The 14,631-nt window shown below is 72.2% G+C and carries 13 protein-coding genes and 1 pseudogene; 8 read left to right on the top strand and 6 right to left on the bottom strand.

Going from position 1 to position 14,631, the window contains the following annotated elements:
* On the bottom strand, positions 1-961 hold a 961-nt coding region (locus RYN42_RS16175; protein ID WP_315097838.1), incomplete at its 3' end, for a substrate-binding domain-containing protein.
* A gap of 254 nt (positions 962-1,215) precedes the next feature.
* On the opposite strand from RYN42_RS16175, the gene RYN42_RS16180 reads away from it, so the two are divergent.
* The 3 genes from RYN42_RS16180 (at position 1,216) to RYN42_RS16190 (ending at position 7,270) form a co-directional block, all read left to right on the top strand.
* Positions 1,216-2,205, top strand: coding sequence for a LacI family DNA-binding transcriptional regulator (locus tag RYN42_RS16180; protein ID WP_315097839.1), 990 nt, complete (start codon positions 1,216-1,218; stop codon positions 2,203-2,205).
* 174 nt (positions 2,206-2,379) lie between these two features.
* A complete protein-coding gene (locus RYN42_RS16185) occupies positions 2,380-4,971 on the top strand; it encodes a glycoside hydrolase family 6 protein (protein ID WP_315097840.1) in 2,592 nt (863 codons plus the stop codon).
* 76 nt (positions 4,972-5,047) lie between these two features.
* A complete protein-coding gene (locus tag RYN42_RS16190; protein ID WP_315097841.1) occupies positions 5,048-7,270 on the top strand; it encodes a cellulase family glycosylhydrolase in 2,223 nt (740 codons plus the stop codon).
* 41 nt (positions 7,271-7,311) lie between these two features.
* On the opposite strand, the gene RYN42_RS16195 is transcribed toward RYN42_RS16190, so the two are convergent.
* Positions 7,312-8,415 (bottom strand): threonine aldolase family protein, encoded by a 1,104-nt coding sequence (locus RYN42_RS16195; RefSeq protein WP_399552511.1) that lies wholly within the window; start codon positions 8,413-8,415, stop codon positions 7,312-7,314.
* On the opposite strand from RYN42_RS16195, the gene RYN42_RS16200 reads away from it, so the two are divergent.
* The gene (locus RYN42_RS16200; protein WP_315097843.1) at positions 8,414-8,932 is read left to right on the top strand and encodes a DUF6328 family protein; all 519 of its coding nucleotides are present in this window, start codon (positions 8,414-8,416) and stop codon (positions 8,930-8,932) included. The genes RYN42_RS16195 and RYN42_RS16200 overlap by 2 nt on opposite strands.
* Before the next feature lie 5 nt (positions 8,933-8,937).
* On the opposite strand, the gene RYN42_RS16205 is transcribed toward RYN42_RS16200, so the two are convergent.
* The 4 genes from RYN42_RS16205 to RYN42_RS16220 all read right to left on the bottom strand — a co-directional run bounded on the left by RYN42_RS16205 (position 8,938) and on the right by RYN42_RS16220 (position 11,809).
* Positions 8,938-9,339 carry a Fur family transcriptional regulator gene (locus RYN42_RS16205; protein ID WP_315097844.1) on the bottom strand — a complete coding sequence of 134 codons (402 nt, stop codon included), beginning with the start codon at positions 9,337-9,339 and terminating at the stop codon, positions 8,938-8,940.
* A 90-nt stretch (positions 9,340-9,429) separates the two neighbouring features.
* Positions 9,430-9,711 (bottom strand): HU family DNA-binding protein, encoded by a 282-nt coding sequence (locus tag RYN42_RS16210; RefSeq protein ID WP_315097845.1) that lies wholly within the window; start codon positions 9,709-9,711, stop codon positions 9,430-9,432.
* 146 nt (positions 9,712-9,857) lie between these two features.
* Complete coding sequence (locus RYN42_RS16215; RefSeq protein WP_315097846.1) at positions 9,858-10,904, bottom strand: PHP domain-containing protein; 1,047 nt, start codon at positions 10,902-10,904, stop codon at positions 9,858-9,860.
* The gene (locus RYN42_RS16220) at positions 10,901-11,809 is read right to left on the bottom strand and encodes a Ku protein (RefSeq protein WP_315097847.1); all 909 of its coding nucleotides are present in this window, start codon (positions 11,807-11,809) and stop codon (positions 10,901-10,903) included. The genes RYN42_RS16215 and RYN42_RS16220 overlap by 4 nt, the downstream gene beginning before the upstream one ends.
* A gap of 90 nt (positions 11,810-11,899) precedes the next feature.
* Between RYN42_RS16220 and RYN42_RS16225 the strand changes: the two genes are divergently transcribed.
* The 4 genes and pseudogenes from RYN42_RS16225 to RYN42_RS16240 all read left to right on the top strand — a co-directional run.
* Positions 11,900-12,820, top strand: coding sequence for a DNA ligase (locus tag RYN42_RS16225; RefSeq protein ID WP_315097850.1), 921 nt, complete (start codon positions 11,900-11,902; stop codon positions 12,818-12,820).
* Complete coding sequence (gene ligD / locus RYN42_RS16230; RefSeq protein ID WP_315097848.1) at positions 12,817-13,695, top strand: non-homologous end-joining DNA ligase; 879 nt, start codon at positions 12,817-12,819, stop codon at positions 13,693-13,695. Before RYN42_RS16225 ends, ligD begins: the two co-directional genes overlap by 4 nt.
* 90 nt (positions 13,696-13,785) lie before the next feature.
* Positions 13,786-14,346: a DNA starvation/stationary phase protection protein gene (locus tag RYN42_RS16235; protein WP_315097849.1), complete on the top strand. Its 561-nt coding sequence runs from the start codon at positions 13,786-13,788 to the stop codon at positions 14,344-14,346.
* Positions 14,343-14,631: pseudogene (locus tag RYN42_RS16240) on the top strand (hypothetical protein); the annotation flags it as partial. The gene RYN42_RS16235 and the pseudogene RYN42_RS16240, both read left to right, overlap by 4 nt.

The following is a 14,631-nucleotide window of genomic DNA, read 5'->3' on the forward strand; positions in this document are numbered from 1 at the left end:
GCGCCACGCCGGTCCGGCGCGCTCCCCCGACGCCGGCGGGGCCGACGAACGCGGTCCCGGCCAGCGCCCGCAGCACCTGGTAGCCGCTGCGGCTGCCCGTGCCGCTGCCCGTGGCGGGTGCCGACTGCGCGGACTCCGTGCACCCGCAGGACTCCCGCAGCACCAGGGTGGACGGCGCCCGGTACTCGCCGCCGGGGACCTCCTCGCCGCGCATCCGCGACAGGAGGAGCGACACGGCGGTCTCCCCGACGCGGTCGTAGTGGGCGTCGACGGTGGACAGCCGAGGCGTCACCCGCGCGCCGGAGTCGGCGTGGTCGAACCCGATCACGGCCTGGTCGCGCGGCAGCACCAGGCCCGCCGCGCGCAGAGCACGGGAGAACCCGATCGCGTTCCGGTCCGTGGCGGCGACCACGGCGGTCGTCGGGGAGCCGGCGGCGAGCATCCGGGCGGCTGCGTCGGCGCCGCCCTGCTCGTGGTTGTCCGACGCCTCGAAGATCCAGGCGTCGGGTGGTTCGATGCCGTGCTCGGCCAGCGTCGCGCGGTAGGCGGCGAACCGCTCGCGCATGTCGCGCTGCGTCAGGCAGCCGAGGAAGCCGATCGCCGTGTGGCCGTGGCCCAGCAGGTGCTCGACGGCCGCACGGACGCCGCCGAGGTTGTCCGGCAGGACCACGGCGTCGTCGGTGGACTGGGGCTCCTCGCTCACGAGCACGACGGGCAGACCCCACTGCTGCACCGTGGCCAGCCGGTCGCTGCGCAGCGCCTTGCCGACGACGACCAGCCCGTCGACGGCACCGAGCGCGACGGGCGCGTCCAGGATCGACTCGTCCGGGTACCGCTCGCGGTCCAGCCCGGCCGGATAGGTCTGCACCGCCACGACACGGTGTCCTGCTGCTCGTGCTGCTCGGGCCACCCCGGCGATCAGGGCCCCGAAGTAGAAGCCTCCGACGACGGGCGACAGCACCCCGATCGTCCGTCGAGCCGTCGGTGAGACCGGTCCGCGTCGCACTGTTCCCATGACCCCACATCCCTCGCCCACATCGTCGGAGCCGAGATGATGCATTTCACCCGCATCGGGCGACACACTAGGTGATCGTGGTCACACCTGCATATGACTCCGGAGTACCCGGCTCTTCCGCGTCACCGTCGACGCCGTCGTCCGGGCCGTCCTCCCCCAGCCCCTCGTCCGCCCCTGCACGCCGTCCGACGATCACCGACGTGGCGCGCGCCGCGGGCGTCTCGATCGCCGTCGTGTCGTACGCCCTGAACGGGCGGCCGGGCGTCTCCGCCGCGACCCGCGAACGCGTCCTGCGCGTCGCCGACGAGTTCGGCTGGCGTCCGAGCGCGGCGGCGCGCTCCATGCGCACCGGCCCCCGGGCGATCGGCCTGGTGTTCGACCGCGGGGCCGCGGGTCCCGTCGCCCAGGCGACCGGCGTCCTCGAGTTCGTCATCTCGCTGCAGGAGGTCCTCGCCACCCGCAACCTCGCGCTCGTCCTGCAGCTCGTCGACGGACCGGACGCAGCGGTCGCGCTGTACGGCGAGTGGTGGGCCGAGCGGCGGTTCGACGTCATGGTGGTCACCGACGTCCTCGTCGAGGACCCACGGATCGACGCGCTGCGCCGGCTGCGCGCGCCCGCCGTCGTCGTCGGTGCAGGTCAGGGCGACGTGGACCTGGCCGCCGTGTCGCTCGACGACGCCGAGGCGTTCGTCCGTGTGGGCCGCTACCTGCTCGAGCTGGGGCACCGGCACGTCGCCCTGGTGAGTGGTCCGAAGGAGCTCGTGCGGACGCGGGAACGCCTCGGCGCGCTCACCGGGGTGCTCGACGCGGCCAACGGTGTCCTGGTCCACGACGCCACCGCGGGCACCGCCGAGGAGGCCGCGGTGGCCACCCGGCGGCTGCTGACGGGGGGCCGCGCACCCACCGCGATCGTCTACGACTCCGACCAGATGGCCGTCGCCGCTCTCGATGTGGCCCGCCGCACGGGCCTCGCGGTGCCCTGGGACCTGTCCGTCATCGCGGGGTCGGACTCGGCCCTGTGCCGGCTCGCGACGCCGTCGATCACCACCCTCCCCTCGGCCCAGCGAGACCTCGGGACCGCCACCGGAGAGGCAGTCCTCGCGGTCCTCGACGGCGACCTCCGCGCCCGCCGCGCCCTCCAGATCGGGGGCCTCGCCGTGCGAGGGAGCACCGGTCCACGGTCGAGATGAGAACGCTCTCATCTGTGTCACAGTTTGGTAACGCCGGCTGCCTAAACGATTTGCCCCATGCCGCCCGGAAAGTCCGCGTGGTGATCTAGCGACCAGTCGCCGTGGACTTCCCGGACGACTTGCGCCCGGACGGGAAGGCCGGCCGGGCAGTTGGATCGACACCCGGAGGACTACGTGTCCACACACGGCAAGAGAGCGGTGAGGCAGCGTCTGCGCGCGGCCACCACCGCAGCGGCAGCGCTGGCGCTGATCGCAGCCCCCCTGTGCATCACGACGAGCGCGAGCGCCGCCGAGGCGCACGTCGACAACCCCTACGCGGGAGCCACGCAGTACGTGAACCCCACGTACGCGGCAGCGGTTGAGAGCGCTGCCACACGTGCAGGTGACGCCTCGCTGGCCGCCAAGATGCGGACGGTCGCCAAGCAGCCGACCGCCGTCTGGATGGACCGCATCAGCGCGATCACCGGCAACGCGGACGGCAACGGCCTGAAGTTCCACCTGGACAACGCCGTCGCCCAGAAGGGCTCCGCGCCCCTGGTGTTCAACCTGGTCATCTACGACCTGCCCGGCCGCGACTGCTACGCGCTGGCGTCCAACGGTGAGCTCCCCGCCACCGACGCCGGCCTGGCGCGCTACAAGACCGAGTACATCGACGCCATCGCCGCGCTCCTGGCCGACCCGAAGTACCAGGACATCCGCATCGTGGCGACGATCGAGCCCGACTCTCTGCCGAACCTGGTCACCAACATCTCCGAGGCCACCTGCCAGCAGGCGGCCCCGTACTACAAGGCCGGCGTGAAGTACGCGCTCGACAAGCTGCACGCCATCCCCAACGTGTACAACTACATCGACATCGGTCACTCGGGCTGGCTCGGCTGGGACAGCAACGCCGGCCCCGCCGCCACGCTGTTCGCCGACGTCGCGAAGACCACGACCGCCGGGTTCGCGTCCATCGACGGCTTCGTCAGCGACGTCGCCAACACCACGCCGTTGAACGAGCCGTACCTGCCGGACTCCTCGATCTCGGTCGGTGGCACGCCGATCCGGTCGAGCTCGTTCTACGAGTGGAACTTCGACTTCGACGAGGCCGACTTCACGGCGCACATGCACCGCCTGCTCGTCGCGGCCGGCTTCCCGACGTCGCTGGGCATGCTCGTCGACACCTCCCGCAACGGGTGGGGCGGCCCGGCCCGGCCGACCGCCGTGTCGACCAGCACCAACCACAACACCTACGTGAACGAGTCCAAGGTGGACAAGCGCGTCCACCGCGGCGCGTGGTGCAACCCGCTCGGCGCCGGCATCGGCGAGCTGCCGCAGGCGACGCCCGCGGGCTACACCGCCTCGCACCTCGACGCCTTCGTCTGGATCAAGCCCCCGGGTGAGTCCGACGGTGCGTCGTCCGACATCCCGAACGACCAGGGCAAGCGGTTCGACCGCATGTGCGACCCGACTTTCGTGTCGCCCAAGCTGACCAACCAGCTCACCGGCGCCACGCCGGGTGCCCCGCTGGCCGGCCAGTGGTTCGAGGACCAGTTCAAGACGCTGGTCGCCAACGCCTACCCGGTGATCCCCGGCGGCACCACGCCGACCGACACGACGGCCCCCTCGGTGCCGGCGGGTCTGACGGCCGGCACCACCACCACCACGACGGTGCCGCTGTCCTGGACCGCGTCCACCGACAACGTGGCCGTCACCGGCTACAACGTCTACCGCGGCACCGCCCTGGTGGGCACCTCCGCCACGACGAGCTACACCGTGACCGGCCTGAGCGCCGCCACCGCGTACTCGTTCACGGTCCGCGCCAAGGACGCCGCCGGGAACCTCTCCGCCGCCTCCACCGCCGTCTCCGCCACCACGCAGTCCGGCACGGTCACCGACACGACGGCGCCCTCGGTGCCGACGGGTCTGACGGCGGGCACCACCACCACGACGTCGGTCCCGCTGTCCTGGACGGCGTCGACCGACAACACCGGCGGCTCGGGCGTCGCGGGCTACGAGGTCTACCGCGGCACCACGCTCGTGGGGACGACGACCACGACGAGCTACACCGCGACCGGGCTGAGCCCCGCCACGGCGTACTCGTTCACGGTCCGCGCCAAGGACGTGGCGGGCAACGTCTCAGCGGCTTCGGCGGCGGCCTCGGCCACCACGCAGCCCGGCACGGTCACCGACACGACGGCGCCCTCGGTGCCGACGGGTCTGACGGCGGGCACCACCACCACGACGTCGGTCCCGCTGTCCTGGACCGCGTCCACCGACAACGTGGCGGTCACCGGCTACGACGTCTACAACGGCACCACCCTGGTCGCGACCAGCGCCGCGACGAGCACCACCGTGACCGGCCTGACCCCCGGTACCGCGTACTCGTTCTCGGTCCGCGCGAAGGACGCCGCCGGCAACGTGTCGGCGAGGTCCACGGCGGTCTCGGCCACCACGCAGACCGGCGGCGGCAACGCCGCGTGCTCGGTCGTCTACACGGCCAACAGCTGGAACACCGGCTTCACGGCCTCGGTCAAGGTCAAGAACACCGGCACCACGGCGCTGAGCAGCTGGACCCTCAGCTTCTCGTTCGCCAACGGCCAGACCGTCACGCAGGGCTGGAGCGCCGACTGGTCGCAGTCCGGCACGACGGTCACCGCCAAGAACGCGGCGTGGAACGGCTCGCTGGCACCGAACGCGACCGCGGACATCGGGTTCAACGGTTCGCACACGGGCACGAACAACGCGCCCACCGGCTTCACCGTCAACGGTGCTGCCTGCAGCTAGCGGCATGGCGAGCGGGGGTCCTCCAGCCGGAGGGCCCCCGCTCGCCCGTATCCCGACCACCCACCTGAGGAGAACCGTGTCTTCCACCCACCGTCTGCGCACGCTCGCCACGAGCGTGGCCGCCACGGCAGCCCTGACAGCGCCGCTCGTGCTCGGAGCCGTCCCCGCCCACGCCGCCGCGGGCGACGACTGGCTGCACGTCTCCGGCAACAAGATCGTCGACCAGTCCGGCAAGGAGGTGTGGCTGACCGGCACCAACTGGTTCGGGTTCAACGCGAGCGAGCGCGTCTTCCACGGCCTCTGGTCGGGCAACATCGAGACGATCACCAAGAGCATGGCCGACCGCGGCATCAACACCGTGCGCGTGCCCATCTCCACCCAGCTGCTGCTCGAGTGGAAGGCCGGCACGTTCCTGCCGCCGAACGTCAACACGTACGCCAACCCCGAGCTGCTGGGCAAGAACAGCCTGCAGGTCTTCGACTACTGGCTGACCCTCTGCGAGAAGTACGGCATCAAGGTCTTCCTCGACGTGCACAGTGCCGAGGCGGACAACTCCGGCCACGTGTACCCGGTGTGGTGGAAGGGGTCGATCACCACCGAGGACGTCTACGTGGGCTGGGAGTGGGTGGCCGAGCGGTACAAGACCAACGACACCATCATCGGCGCGGACGTGAAGAACGAGCCGCACGGCACCCAGGGCGCCACCGAGCGGGCCAAGTGGGACGGGTCCACCGACAAGGACAACTTCCGGCACTTCGCGCAGACCGCCGGCCGCAAGATCCTGGCGATCAACCCACACTGGCTGATCTTCGTCGAGGGCATCGAGATCTACCCCAAGGAGGGCGTGCCATGGACGTCGACGGGGCTCACGGACTACTACGGCACCTGGTGGGGCGGCAACCTGCGCGGGGTGCAGGACTTCCCGATCGACCTGGGCGCGCACCAGGACCAGCTGGTCTACAGCCCGCACGACTACGGACCGCTGGTGTTCGACCAGAAGTGGTTCCAGGGCACCTGGGACCGCTCGACGCTCGAGCGCGACGTCTGGGACCCGAACTGGCTGTACCTGCACAAGGAGAACACCGCTCCCCTGCTCATCGGCGAGTGGGGCGGCTTCATGGACGGCGGCCGCAACGAGAAGTGGATGAACGCCCTGCGCGACCTCATCGTCGAGCGCCGGCTCAGCCACACGTTCTGGGTGCTCAACCCGAACTCCGGGGACACCGGCGGGCTGCTCAACCACGACTGGACCACCTGGGACGAGCCCAAGTACGCCCTGCTCAAGCCGTCTCTCTGGCAGGACGGCGGCAAGTTCGTCAGCCTCGACCACGTGGTCCCGCTCGGCGGCACGGGCACCACCACGGGCAAGTCGCTGTCCCAGGTGGGCGGTCAGCCGGGTGACACCACGGCTCCGACGGTGCCGACGAACGTCGCCGCGGGGACCCCGTCGACGACGAGCGTGCCCCTGACCTGGTCGGCGTCGACGGACGCCGGCTCGGGGGTGGCGGGCTACGAGGTCTACCGGGGCACCACGCTGGTGGGCACCACGACGACCCCCCGCCTCACCGTCACCGGTCTGGCGGCGGACACGTCCTACTCCTTCACCGTGCGGGCCAAGGACGTCGCGGGCAACCTGTCGGCGGCATCGGCACCCGTGACGGTGCGGACCGCGGCGGGCGGCGGCACCGACACCGTCGCGCCGAGCGCGCCCACAGGCCTGGCGGCGGGCACCGGGACGACGACCACCATCCCCCTGCGGTGGACGGCGTCCACCGACAACGCGGGAGGCACCGGCGTCACCGGCTACGACGTCTATCGCGCCGGCACGCTGGTCGGGAGCAGCACGACGCCCAGCTACACCGCCACGGGCCTCTCCCCCGGCACGTCGTACGTCTTCACGGTCGTGGCCAAGGACGGCGCCGGCAACCGGTCGGCCACCTCGACCGCGCTCACGGCGTACACCGCCCCGGACGTGGCCACCGGCTCGTGCGCCGTCACGTACGCCGCGAACAGCTGGAGCACCGGGTTCACCGGCTCCATCCGGATCACCAACACGGGCACGACGGCACTGACCGGGTGGACCCTCGGGTTCTCGTTCCTTGCCGGCCAGACGGTGACGCAGGGTTGGAGCGCGACGTTCACGCAGACCGGCTCCGCCGTCACCGCTACGGGTCTGGCGTGGAACTCCACGCTGGCGCCGGGGGCGAGCACCGAGATCGGCTTCAACGGCGCGCACACCGGCACCAACACCGCACCGACCGCGTTCACGGTCAACGGCGCCGCCTGCACGGCGGGCTGACGTCGAGGCGCGCGGGGTCCGGGGCGACCGGTCCCCGCGCGTCAGCCGACGGCGTCCTTGACGGCGGTGACGAGCTCGTCCACGTCGGCCTCGCTGGTGTCGAACGAGCACATCAGCCGGACCTCGCCGGTCTCGACGATCCAGTCGTAGAACCGCCACCGCCGGCGCAGCACGTCGGCGACCCCGGGCGGGAAGATCACGAAGATCCCGTTCGCCTGCGTGGGCCGGGTCACCTGGACCCCGGGCAGGTGCTCGATCCCGGCGCGCAGGCGGGTGGCCATCGCGTTGGCGTGCCGCGCGGAGCGCAGCCACAGGTCGCCCTCGAACAGGGCGACCAGCTGGGCCGAGACGAACCGCGTCTTGGAGGCGAGCTGCATGTCCATCTTGCGCAGGTACGTGAGCCCGCTGTCCGCGGCGGGGTCGAGCACCACGACCGCCTCCCCGTACAGGAGGCCGTTCTTGGTGCCGCCGAGGGACAGGACGTCCACACCGGCGTCGGTGGTGAACGCCCGCAGCGGCACGTCCAGCGTCGCGGCGGCGTTGGAGATCCGGGCGCCGTCGAGGTGCAGCCGCAGGCCCAGCTCGTGCGCCTGGTCGGCCAGGGCACGCACCTCCTCGGGTGTGTACACGGTGCCGAGCTCCGTCGCCTGGGTGATCGAGACGACGCCCGGCTGCGCACGGTGCTCGTCGCCGAAGCCCCAGGCCTGCGACGCGACGAGCTCCGGGGTCAGCTTGCCGTCCGGCGTCGGCACCGTGAGCAGCTTGATTCCGCCCACCCGCTCGGGCGCGCCGTTCTCGTCGGTGTGGATGTGAGCGGTCTCGGCGCAGATGACCGCACCCCAGCGCGGCAGGACCGACTGCAGCGACAGGACGTTGGCACCGGTGCCGTTGAACACCGGGAACACGGTGGCCTGGTCGCCGAAGTGCTGGGAGACGACCTCCTGCAGCCGGGAGGTGTACACGTCCTCGCCGTACGCGGTCTGGTGGCCGCCGTTGGCCTCGCCGATCGCGGCGAGCACCTCGGGGTGCACCCCGGCGTAGTTGTCGGAGGCGAAGTCGCGGCGGTCGGCATCATGCAGTCGGGTCACGAGTCCATCTTCCCCGATCCGGGGCGTGCACCTGCGCACGACCGGACCATGCGGCATGATCCGACAGACCACGAGGAGGACCACCGTGCACCAGCAGCCGAGGGAGCCCGACGACGGGCGGGACGAGTCCGAGAACGAGCGCGCCGACCGCAACTGGAACGAGCTGCTGCAAGAGCTGCGGGTCACGCAGACCGGGACGCAGATCCTTACCGGCTTCCTGCTGACCATCCCGTTCCAGCAGCGGTTCGCCGACCTCGACGCGTTCCAGAAGGACGTCTACCTCGTCCTGGTGGTGCTCGCCGTCCTGGCGACCGCGCTGTTCGTGGCGCCCGTGAGCCTGCACCGCGTGCTGTTCCGCCGCCGGCTCAAGCCGGAGCTGGTCTCCGCCGGCAGCGGGTTCGCCCGCGCGGGCCTGGTGGTGCTCAGCCTCGTCATGGCGGGCAGCGCGATGCTCATCTTCGACGTCGTCCTGTCGCGCCAGGCGGGGTGGACGGTGGGCGTCGCCTCGATCCTGCTGCTCACCGTGGCCTGGTGGGTGCTCCCCCAGCTTCTCGCCCGGCGCGCCCGCGACTGACGCGCTCAGCCGCCCCCGGCGCGGCAGCTCGCGCAGGTGCCGACGAGCTCGATGGTGTGGTCCACGTCGTCGAAACCGTGCGCCGCGCCCACCTGGGCGGCCCACGCCTCGGCCTGTCCGGCCTCGATCTCGACCGTGCGGCCGCACGAGCGGCAGACCAGGTGGTGGTGGTGGCTGCGCTGCTCGCACCGGCGGTAGACGGACTCCCCGTCCTGGGTGCGCAGCACGTCCACGTCGCCGTGCTCGGACATGCTCTGCACCGCGCGGTAGACGGTGGCCAGCCCGACGCTCGACCCGCGCGCGCGCAGCATCTCGTGGAGCTGCTGGGCGCTGCGGAACTCGTCCACGTCCTCGAGCAGGTCGAGGATCTCGGCGCGCTGTCGCGTCTGTCGCGGCACGACCACCATCGGGGCTCCTCTATCTGAGACTGGTTCCCAAGTGTAACGCGACCGGGCCCCCGATCCCGGAGGATCGAGGGCCCGGTCGAGGTGCTGAGGTCAGCCCTGCACGGCGCGCTTGAGGGCGCTGCCGGCGGTGAGCTTCACGCGGAAGCCCGCGGGGATCTCGAGCTTCTCACCCGTCTGGGGGTTGATGCCGGTACGGGCGCCGCGCTCGGCGCGGGCCACCGCGAGGAACCCGGGGATCGTGACGGCCTCGCCGGCGGCGAGGTTCTCGACGAGGACCTCCTGGAAGGCCTTGATGGCCTTGTCCGCGTCGGCGTTGGTGAGGCCCGTCTTGGCGGCGACGGCCTGGACGAGCTCGGTGCGATTCACGCTCACTAGATGTGCTCCTCTGTGTTCACTCGGACATGCAAGGCCCATGAGCGGGCCGGCTCCCCGGGCGCGCAGCAGGACCGCGGCAACCGGGGACGATCGGCTGACACTAACCCGGGACGCCCGTGATTCCGTGCATCGGGCGTGTCGCGTCACCCGTGCGTACGCGCCAACAGCTCCTCGACGGGCCAGGTCGTGAGGATCCGCGAGGGGTCGAGATCGTGCTGCGCGGCCCGCGCGCACCCCGCATCCAGCCAGTCGAGCTGGCCGGGCGCGTGGGCGTCGGTGTCGATCGTGACGTCGCACCCCGCCTCGATCGCGATCGCCAGGAGGTCGTGCGGCGGGTCGAGGCGGTCGGGCCGGCAGTTGATCTCCACCGCGACGCCGTGCTCCGCGCACGCCTCGAAGACGGCCTTCGGGTCGAACTCGCTCTGCGGCCGCCCCTTGCCGAGGAGCCGGCGGCCGGTGCAGTGCCCGAGGACGTCGGTGCGGGGGTTGCGCACCGCGGCGATCATCCGCCGCGTCATCGCGCCTCGCTCCATCCGCAGCTTGGAGTGCACCGAGGCCACGACCACGCCCAACCGGTCCAGGAGGTCCGGCTCCTGGTCGAGGCCGCCGTCGTCGAGGATGTCGACCTCGATGCCCGTGAGCACGCGGAACGGTCCGACCGCGCGGTTCAGGGCCTCGACCTGCTCCAGCTGCGCACGCAGGCGCGCCGCGGACAGGCCGTTGGCCACGGTGAGCCGTGGCGAGTGGTCGGTGATCGCGAGGTACTCGTGACCGAGCTCGAGGGCGGCCAGGACCATCTCCTGGATCGGCGTGGCGCCGTCGCTCGCCTCCGTGTGGGCGTGCAGGTCCCCGCGCAGCAGCTCACGCAGCTCGGCCGCACGCGGGTCGACGGCCCCGCCGGTCGAGGCGCGGTGCTCCGCCTCGAGGCTGTCCAGGTACTCGACCCGCTGGCCCCGCAGCGCGTGCGCGACCACGTCGGCCGTCCGGGCGCCGACGGCCGGCAGGTCGGCCAGGGAACCGGAGGTGGCGAGCGCGGCCAGGCGGTCGGGCTCCTGCTTCTCGACGCTGCGCGCCGCGGCGCGGAACGCCTCGCTGCGGTACGGGCTCGCCTGCGCGCGCTCCAGCAGGAACGCGATGCGCCGCAGGGCGGCGACGGCGTCACCCTGCCGGTCGCCCGACGGACCGCTCACGACGCCTTGCGGCGCTTGCGCGGGGTCGGCTCGTCCTCGTCGGCCTTCTTCGCCTTGGTCTTGGGCTTGGCCTTCGGCGTCTCGTGGGCGGCGGCCGCGGGCTCCTCACCCCGGGCGCCGCGGGCCTTCTCCACGCTGCGCTGCAGCGCCGCGAGCAGGTCGACCACGTCGCCCCCGCCGTCCGCCGCCGCCTCCTCGCCCGCGGGCAGCGGCACCGCACGGGTGCTGCCGGAGGCGACCTTCGCCTCGATGAGCTGCTCGAGGGCGCCGGCGTAGCGGTCCTCGTACTGGGACGGGTCGAAGTCGGCCGCGAGCGACTCGACCAGGGACGCCGCCATCGCCAGCTCCTGGGGGCGCACCGAGACGTCCTCGTCGAGCACCGGGAAGTCGGCGGCGCGCACCTCGTCGGGCCACAGCAGCGTCTGCATGACGATCACGTTGTCGCGGACCCGCAGGATCGCCATGGACTCGCGCTGACGGAGCGCGACCTTGACCACGGCCACGCGGTCCGCCTGCTCGAGGGCGCCGCGCAGCAGCGCGTAGGGCTTCGCCGCCGTCTTCTCGGGCTCCAGGTAGTACGTCTTCTGCAGCAGGATCGGGTCCACCTGGTCCACGGGCACGAACTCGAGCACCTCGATCTCGCGCTCGGTGGACAGCGGCAGGGACTTGAAGTCCTCGTCGGTGAGGACCACCAGCTCACCGTCGTCCGTCTCGTAGCCCTTGGCGATGTCCGACATCTCCACGGGCTCACCATCGATGCTGCAGAACTTGCGGTAGCGGATCCGGCCGCCGTCCTCCTTGTGCACCTGGTGCAGGGTGACCTCGTGCTCACCCGTCGCCGAGTACAGCCGGACCGGGACGTTGACCAGCCCGAAGGCGACCGCGCCCTTCCAGATCGCTCGCATGGCCGTGTCCTCCGTCGATGGCAGCTGGGCGTGCTCGTGCTCGACCGCGCCTCCGCGGCCTCCTATGGGCAGGATGGACCCGTGGAGCCCATGCTCGCCACCCCTGCGACCGGTCCGGCGGAGCTTCCGCACGGGCCGGCCTGGGCGTTCGAGGTGAAGTGGGACGGCGTGCGCGCGCTCGCGGACACCACGTCCGGCCGCCTGCGGCTGTGGAGCCGCAACGAGCGAGACATCACCCCGGCCTACCCGGAGCTGGCCGGCCTGGGTGCGCTGCCCGACGCGGTCCTCGACGGCGAGATCGTCCTGCTGGCCGACGGGATCCCCTCGTTCACCGCGCTCGCGGAGCGCATGCACGTGCGTGACCCCCGCCGGGCAGAGGCGCTCGCCGCCCAGCGGCCGGTGACGTTCCTGCTGTTCGACGTGGTCCGGCTCGCCGGCGCGGACCTCACCGCGCGCACCTACGACGAGCGCCGCGCCGCGCTGGCCGGGCTCGCGCTGCCCGACCAGGTGCAGCTCTCCCCCGTCTACCCGGACGGCGCCGAGCTCTGGGAGGTCACCAAGGGGCTCGGCCTCGAGGGCGTCGTCGCCAAGCGCCGGTCCTCGGCCTACGTCCCCGGCAGGCGGTCGCGCGACTGGGTCAAGGCACCGCACCGCCGCACCCGCGCCGCCCTGGTCGGCGGCTGGCGCGAGGAGACGAACGGGTCCGGCCGGATGGGCGCCGTGCTGTTCGGTGCGCGCGACGCCGACGGCGCCCTGCGCTACCTCGGGCGCGCAGGCAGCGGGCTGACCGGCACGCGGGCCGCGGACCTGCAGCGGCTCCTGGTGCCCCGGGCCGACTCCCCGTTCGACGACGAGGTCCCCCCGATCGACGCCCGCGGCACCCGGTGGTGCGAGCCGACCATCGTCGTCGACACCCTCTACCTCGCCCGCAACCCGACCGGTCGGCTGCGCCAGCCGGTGGTGCGGGCCGTGCGGACCGACACCGACGCCGACCCGTGGGAGCAGCCGTGACACCGGAACGCCAGATGGTCGACGTGGAGGGTCGGCAGGTGCGGGTCAGCCACCTCGAGAAGGTCATGTACCCGTCGGCCGGGATGACCAAGGCGGAGGTGATGAACTACCTGGTCCAGGTGGCGCCGGCCATCCTCCCGCAGCTCAGGGACCGCCCGGTGACCCGGATCCGCTGGCCCCAGGGCGTGACGGGCGAGAAGTTCTTCGAGAAGAACACCCCGCGCGGCGCCCCCGAGTGGGTCCGCCGCCAGACCCTGCGTGCCGCGCCCGGCGCGGAGGACGAGGGCGCTGAGCTGGAGCTGCCGTTCCTCGACGACCTGGCCGGGCTCGTGTGGGCCGCCAACCAGGGTGCGCTGGAGCTGCACACGCCGCAGTGGCGGGTCGGGCCGCGCGGCAAGATCCACCGGCCCGACCGGCTGGTGGTCGACCTCGACCCCGGTGCGCCCGCCGGTCTGGCGGAGTGCGCCGCCGTCGCGCACCTGGTGGCGGACCGGCTCCGCCAGGACGGCCTGGCCACCACCGTGCCGGTGACCTCCGGCAGCAAGGGGATGCAGCTGTACGCACCCCTGCCCGGGACGCAGACCGTGCTGGAGGTCCGGCAGTACGCCCGGGACGTCGCCTACGAGATCGCCGCCGCGCACTCCGGGCTCGTCGTCGCCGTGATGAAGAAGGACGTCCGCGGCGGCAAGGTGCTGATCGACTGGTCGCAGAACCACCCCGCCAAGACCACCATCACGCCGTACTCCCTGCGCGGCCGGGACGTTCCCCACGTGGCGGCACCCCGCTGGTGGGACGAGATCGGGCCGGGTCTGGTGCAGCTGAGCCCTGACGAGGTCGTCGCACGGTACGCCGAGCGCGGCGACCCGTTCGCCTGACCGGCGTTCAGATGGCGGGCCCCGCCCACCTTTGACAACGTGGAGCCAGCCGGGGACAGATCCCGCGACACCGACCCGAAGGAAGACGTCATGGCGCTGCCGAAGTACACCGTCCCGTCCCTCACCCTCCAGCAGGGTGCCGACGTCGCTGCCGTGCTCCAGCAGCGCCTGGACGCCCTGAACGACCTGGCGCTGACGCTCAAGCACATCCACTGGAACGTCGTCGGCCCGCACTTCATCGCGGTGCACGAGATGCTCGACCCGCAGGTGGACGCCGTGCGGCTGATGGTCGACGCCATCGCCGAGCGCATCGCCACCCTCGGCGTCGCGCCGGTCGGCACACCCGGTGCTCTGGTGCAGAACCGCACGTGGGAGGACTACTCGATCGGTCGCGACGGCGCGATCGCGCACCTGGGCGCCCTCGACGTGGTCTACGTCGGCGTGATCGAGGACCACCGCAAGGCGGCCAAGGACGTCGAGGAGATCGACGACGTGACCAACGACCTCCTGGTCGGGCACCTGCACGAGCTGGAGCTGTTCCACTGGTTCGTGCGCGCCCACCTCGAGTCGGCCGGTGGCACGCTGACCACGGGCGACGCCCAGACGGAGAAGACCGCGGCCCGGAAGGCGTCCGCCAAGGACAGCGCGTGACCGTCCCCTCCCACGCCCGGCCCGTCGTCGACACCGGCGGCGGGCCGGTGCTTCGTGCCGCCCGCCCGGGCGGACCCAGCGACGCCTCCACCAACCCGGCCTCGTCCGTGCCGCGCACCCACCTCGCCGCGCGGCTCGAGAACGGGTTCGACCGCGCGGTGGCCCACCAGCTGCGGCGGCGCGGCTGGACCGTGCGGATCGAGCCGTACGCCGGCTACGGCTCGACGGGCTGGGTCCGTGTGCTCGCCCGGACCCTGCTCGCGGCGCCGCACGTCCGGGACGCCG

Source organism: uncultured Cellulomonas sp. (assembly GCF_963527515.1).
Taxonomy (GTDB): domain Bacteria; phylum Actinomycetota; class Actinomycetes; order Actinomycetales; family Cellulomonadaceae; genus Cellulomonas.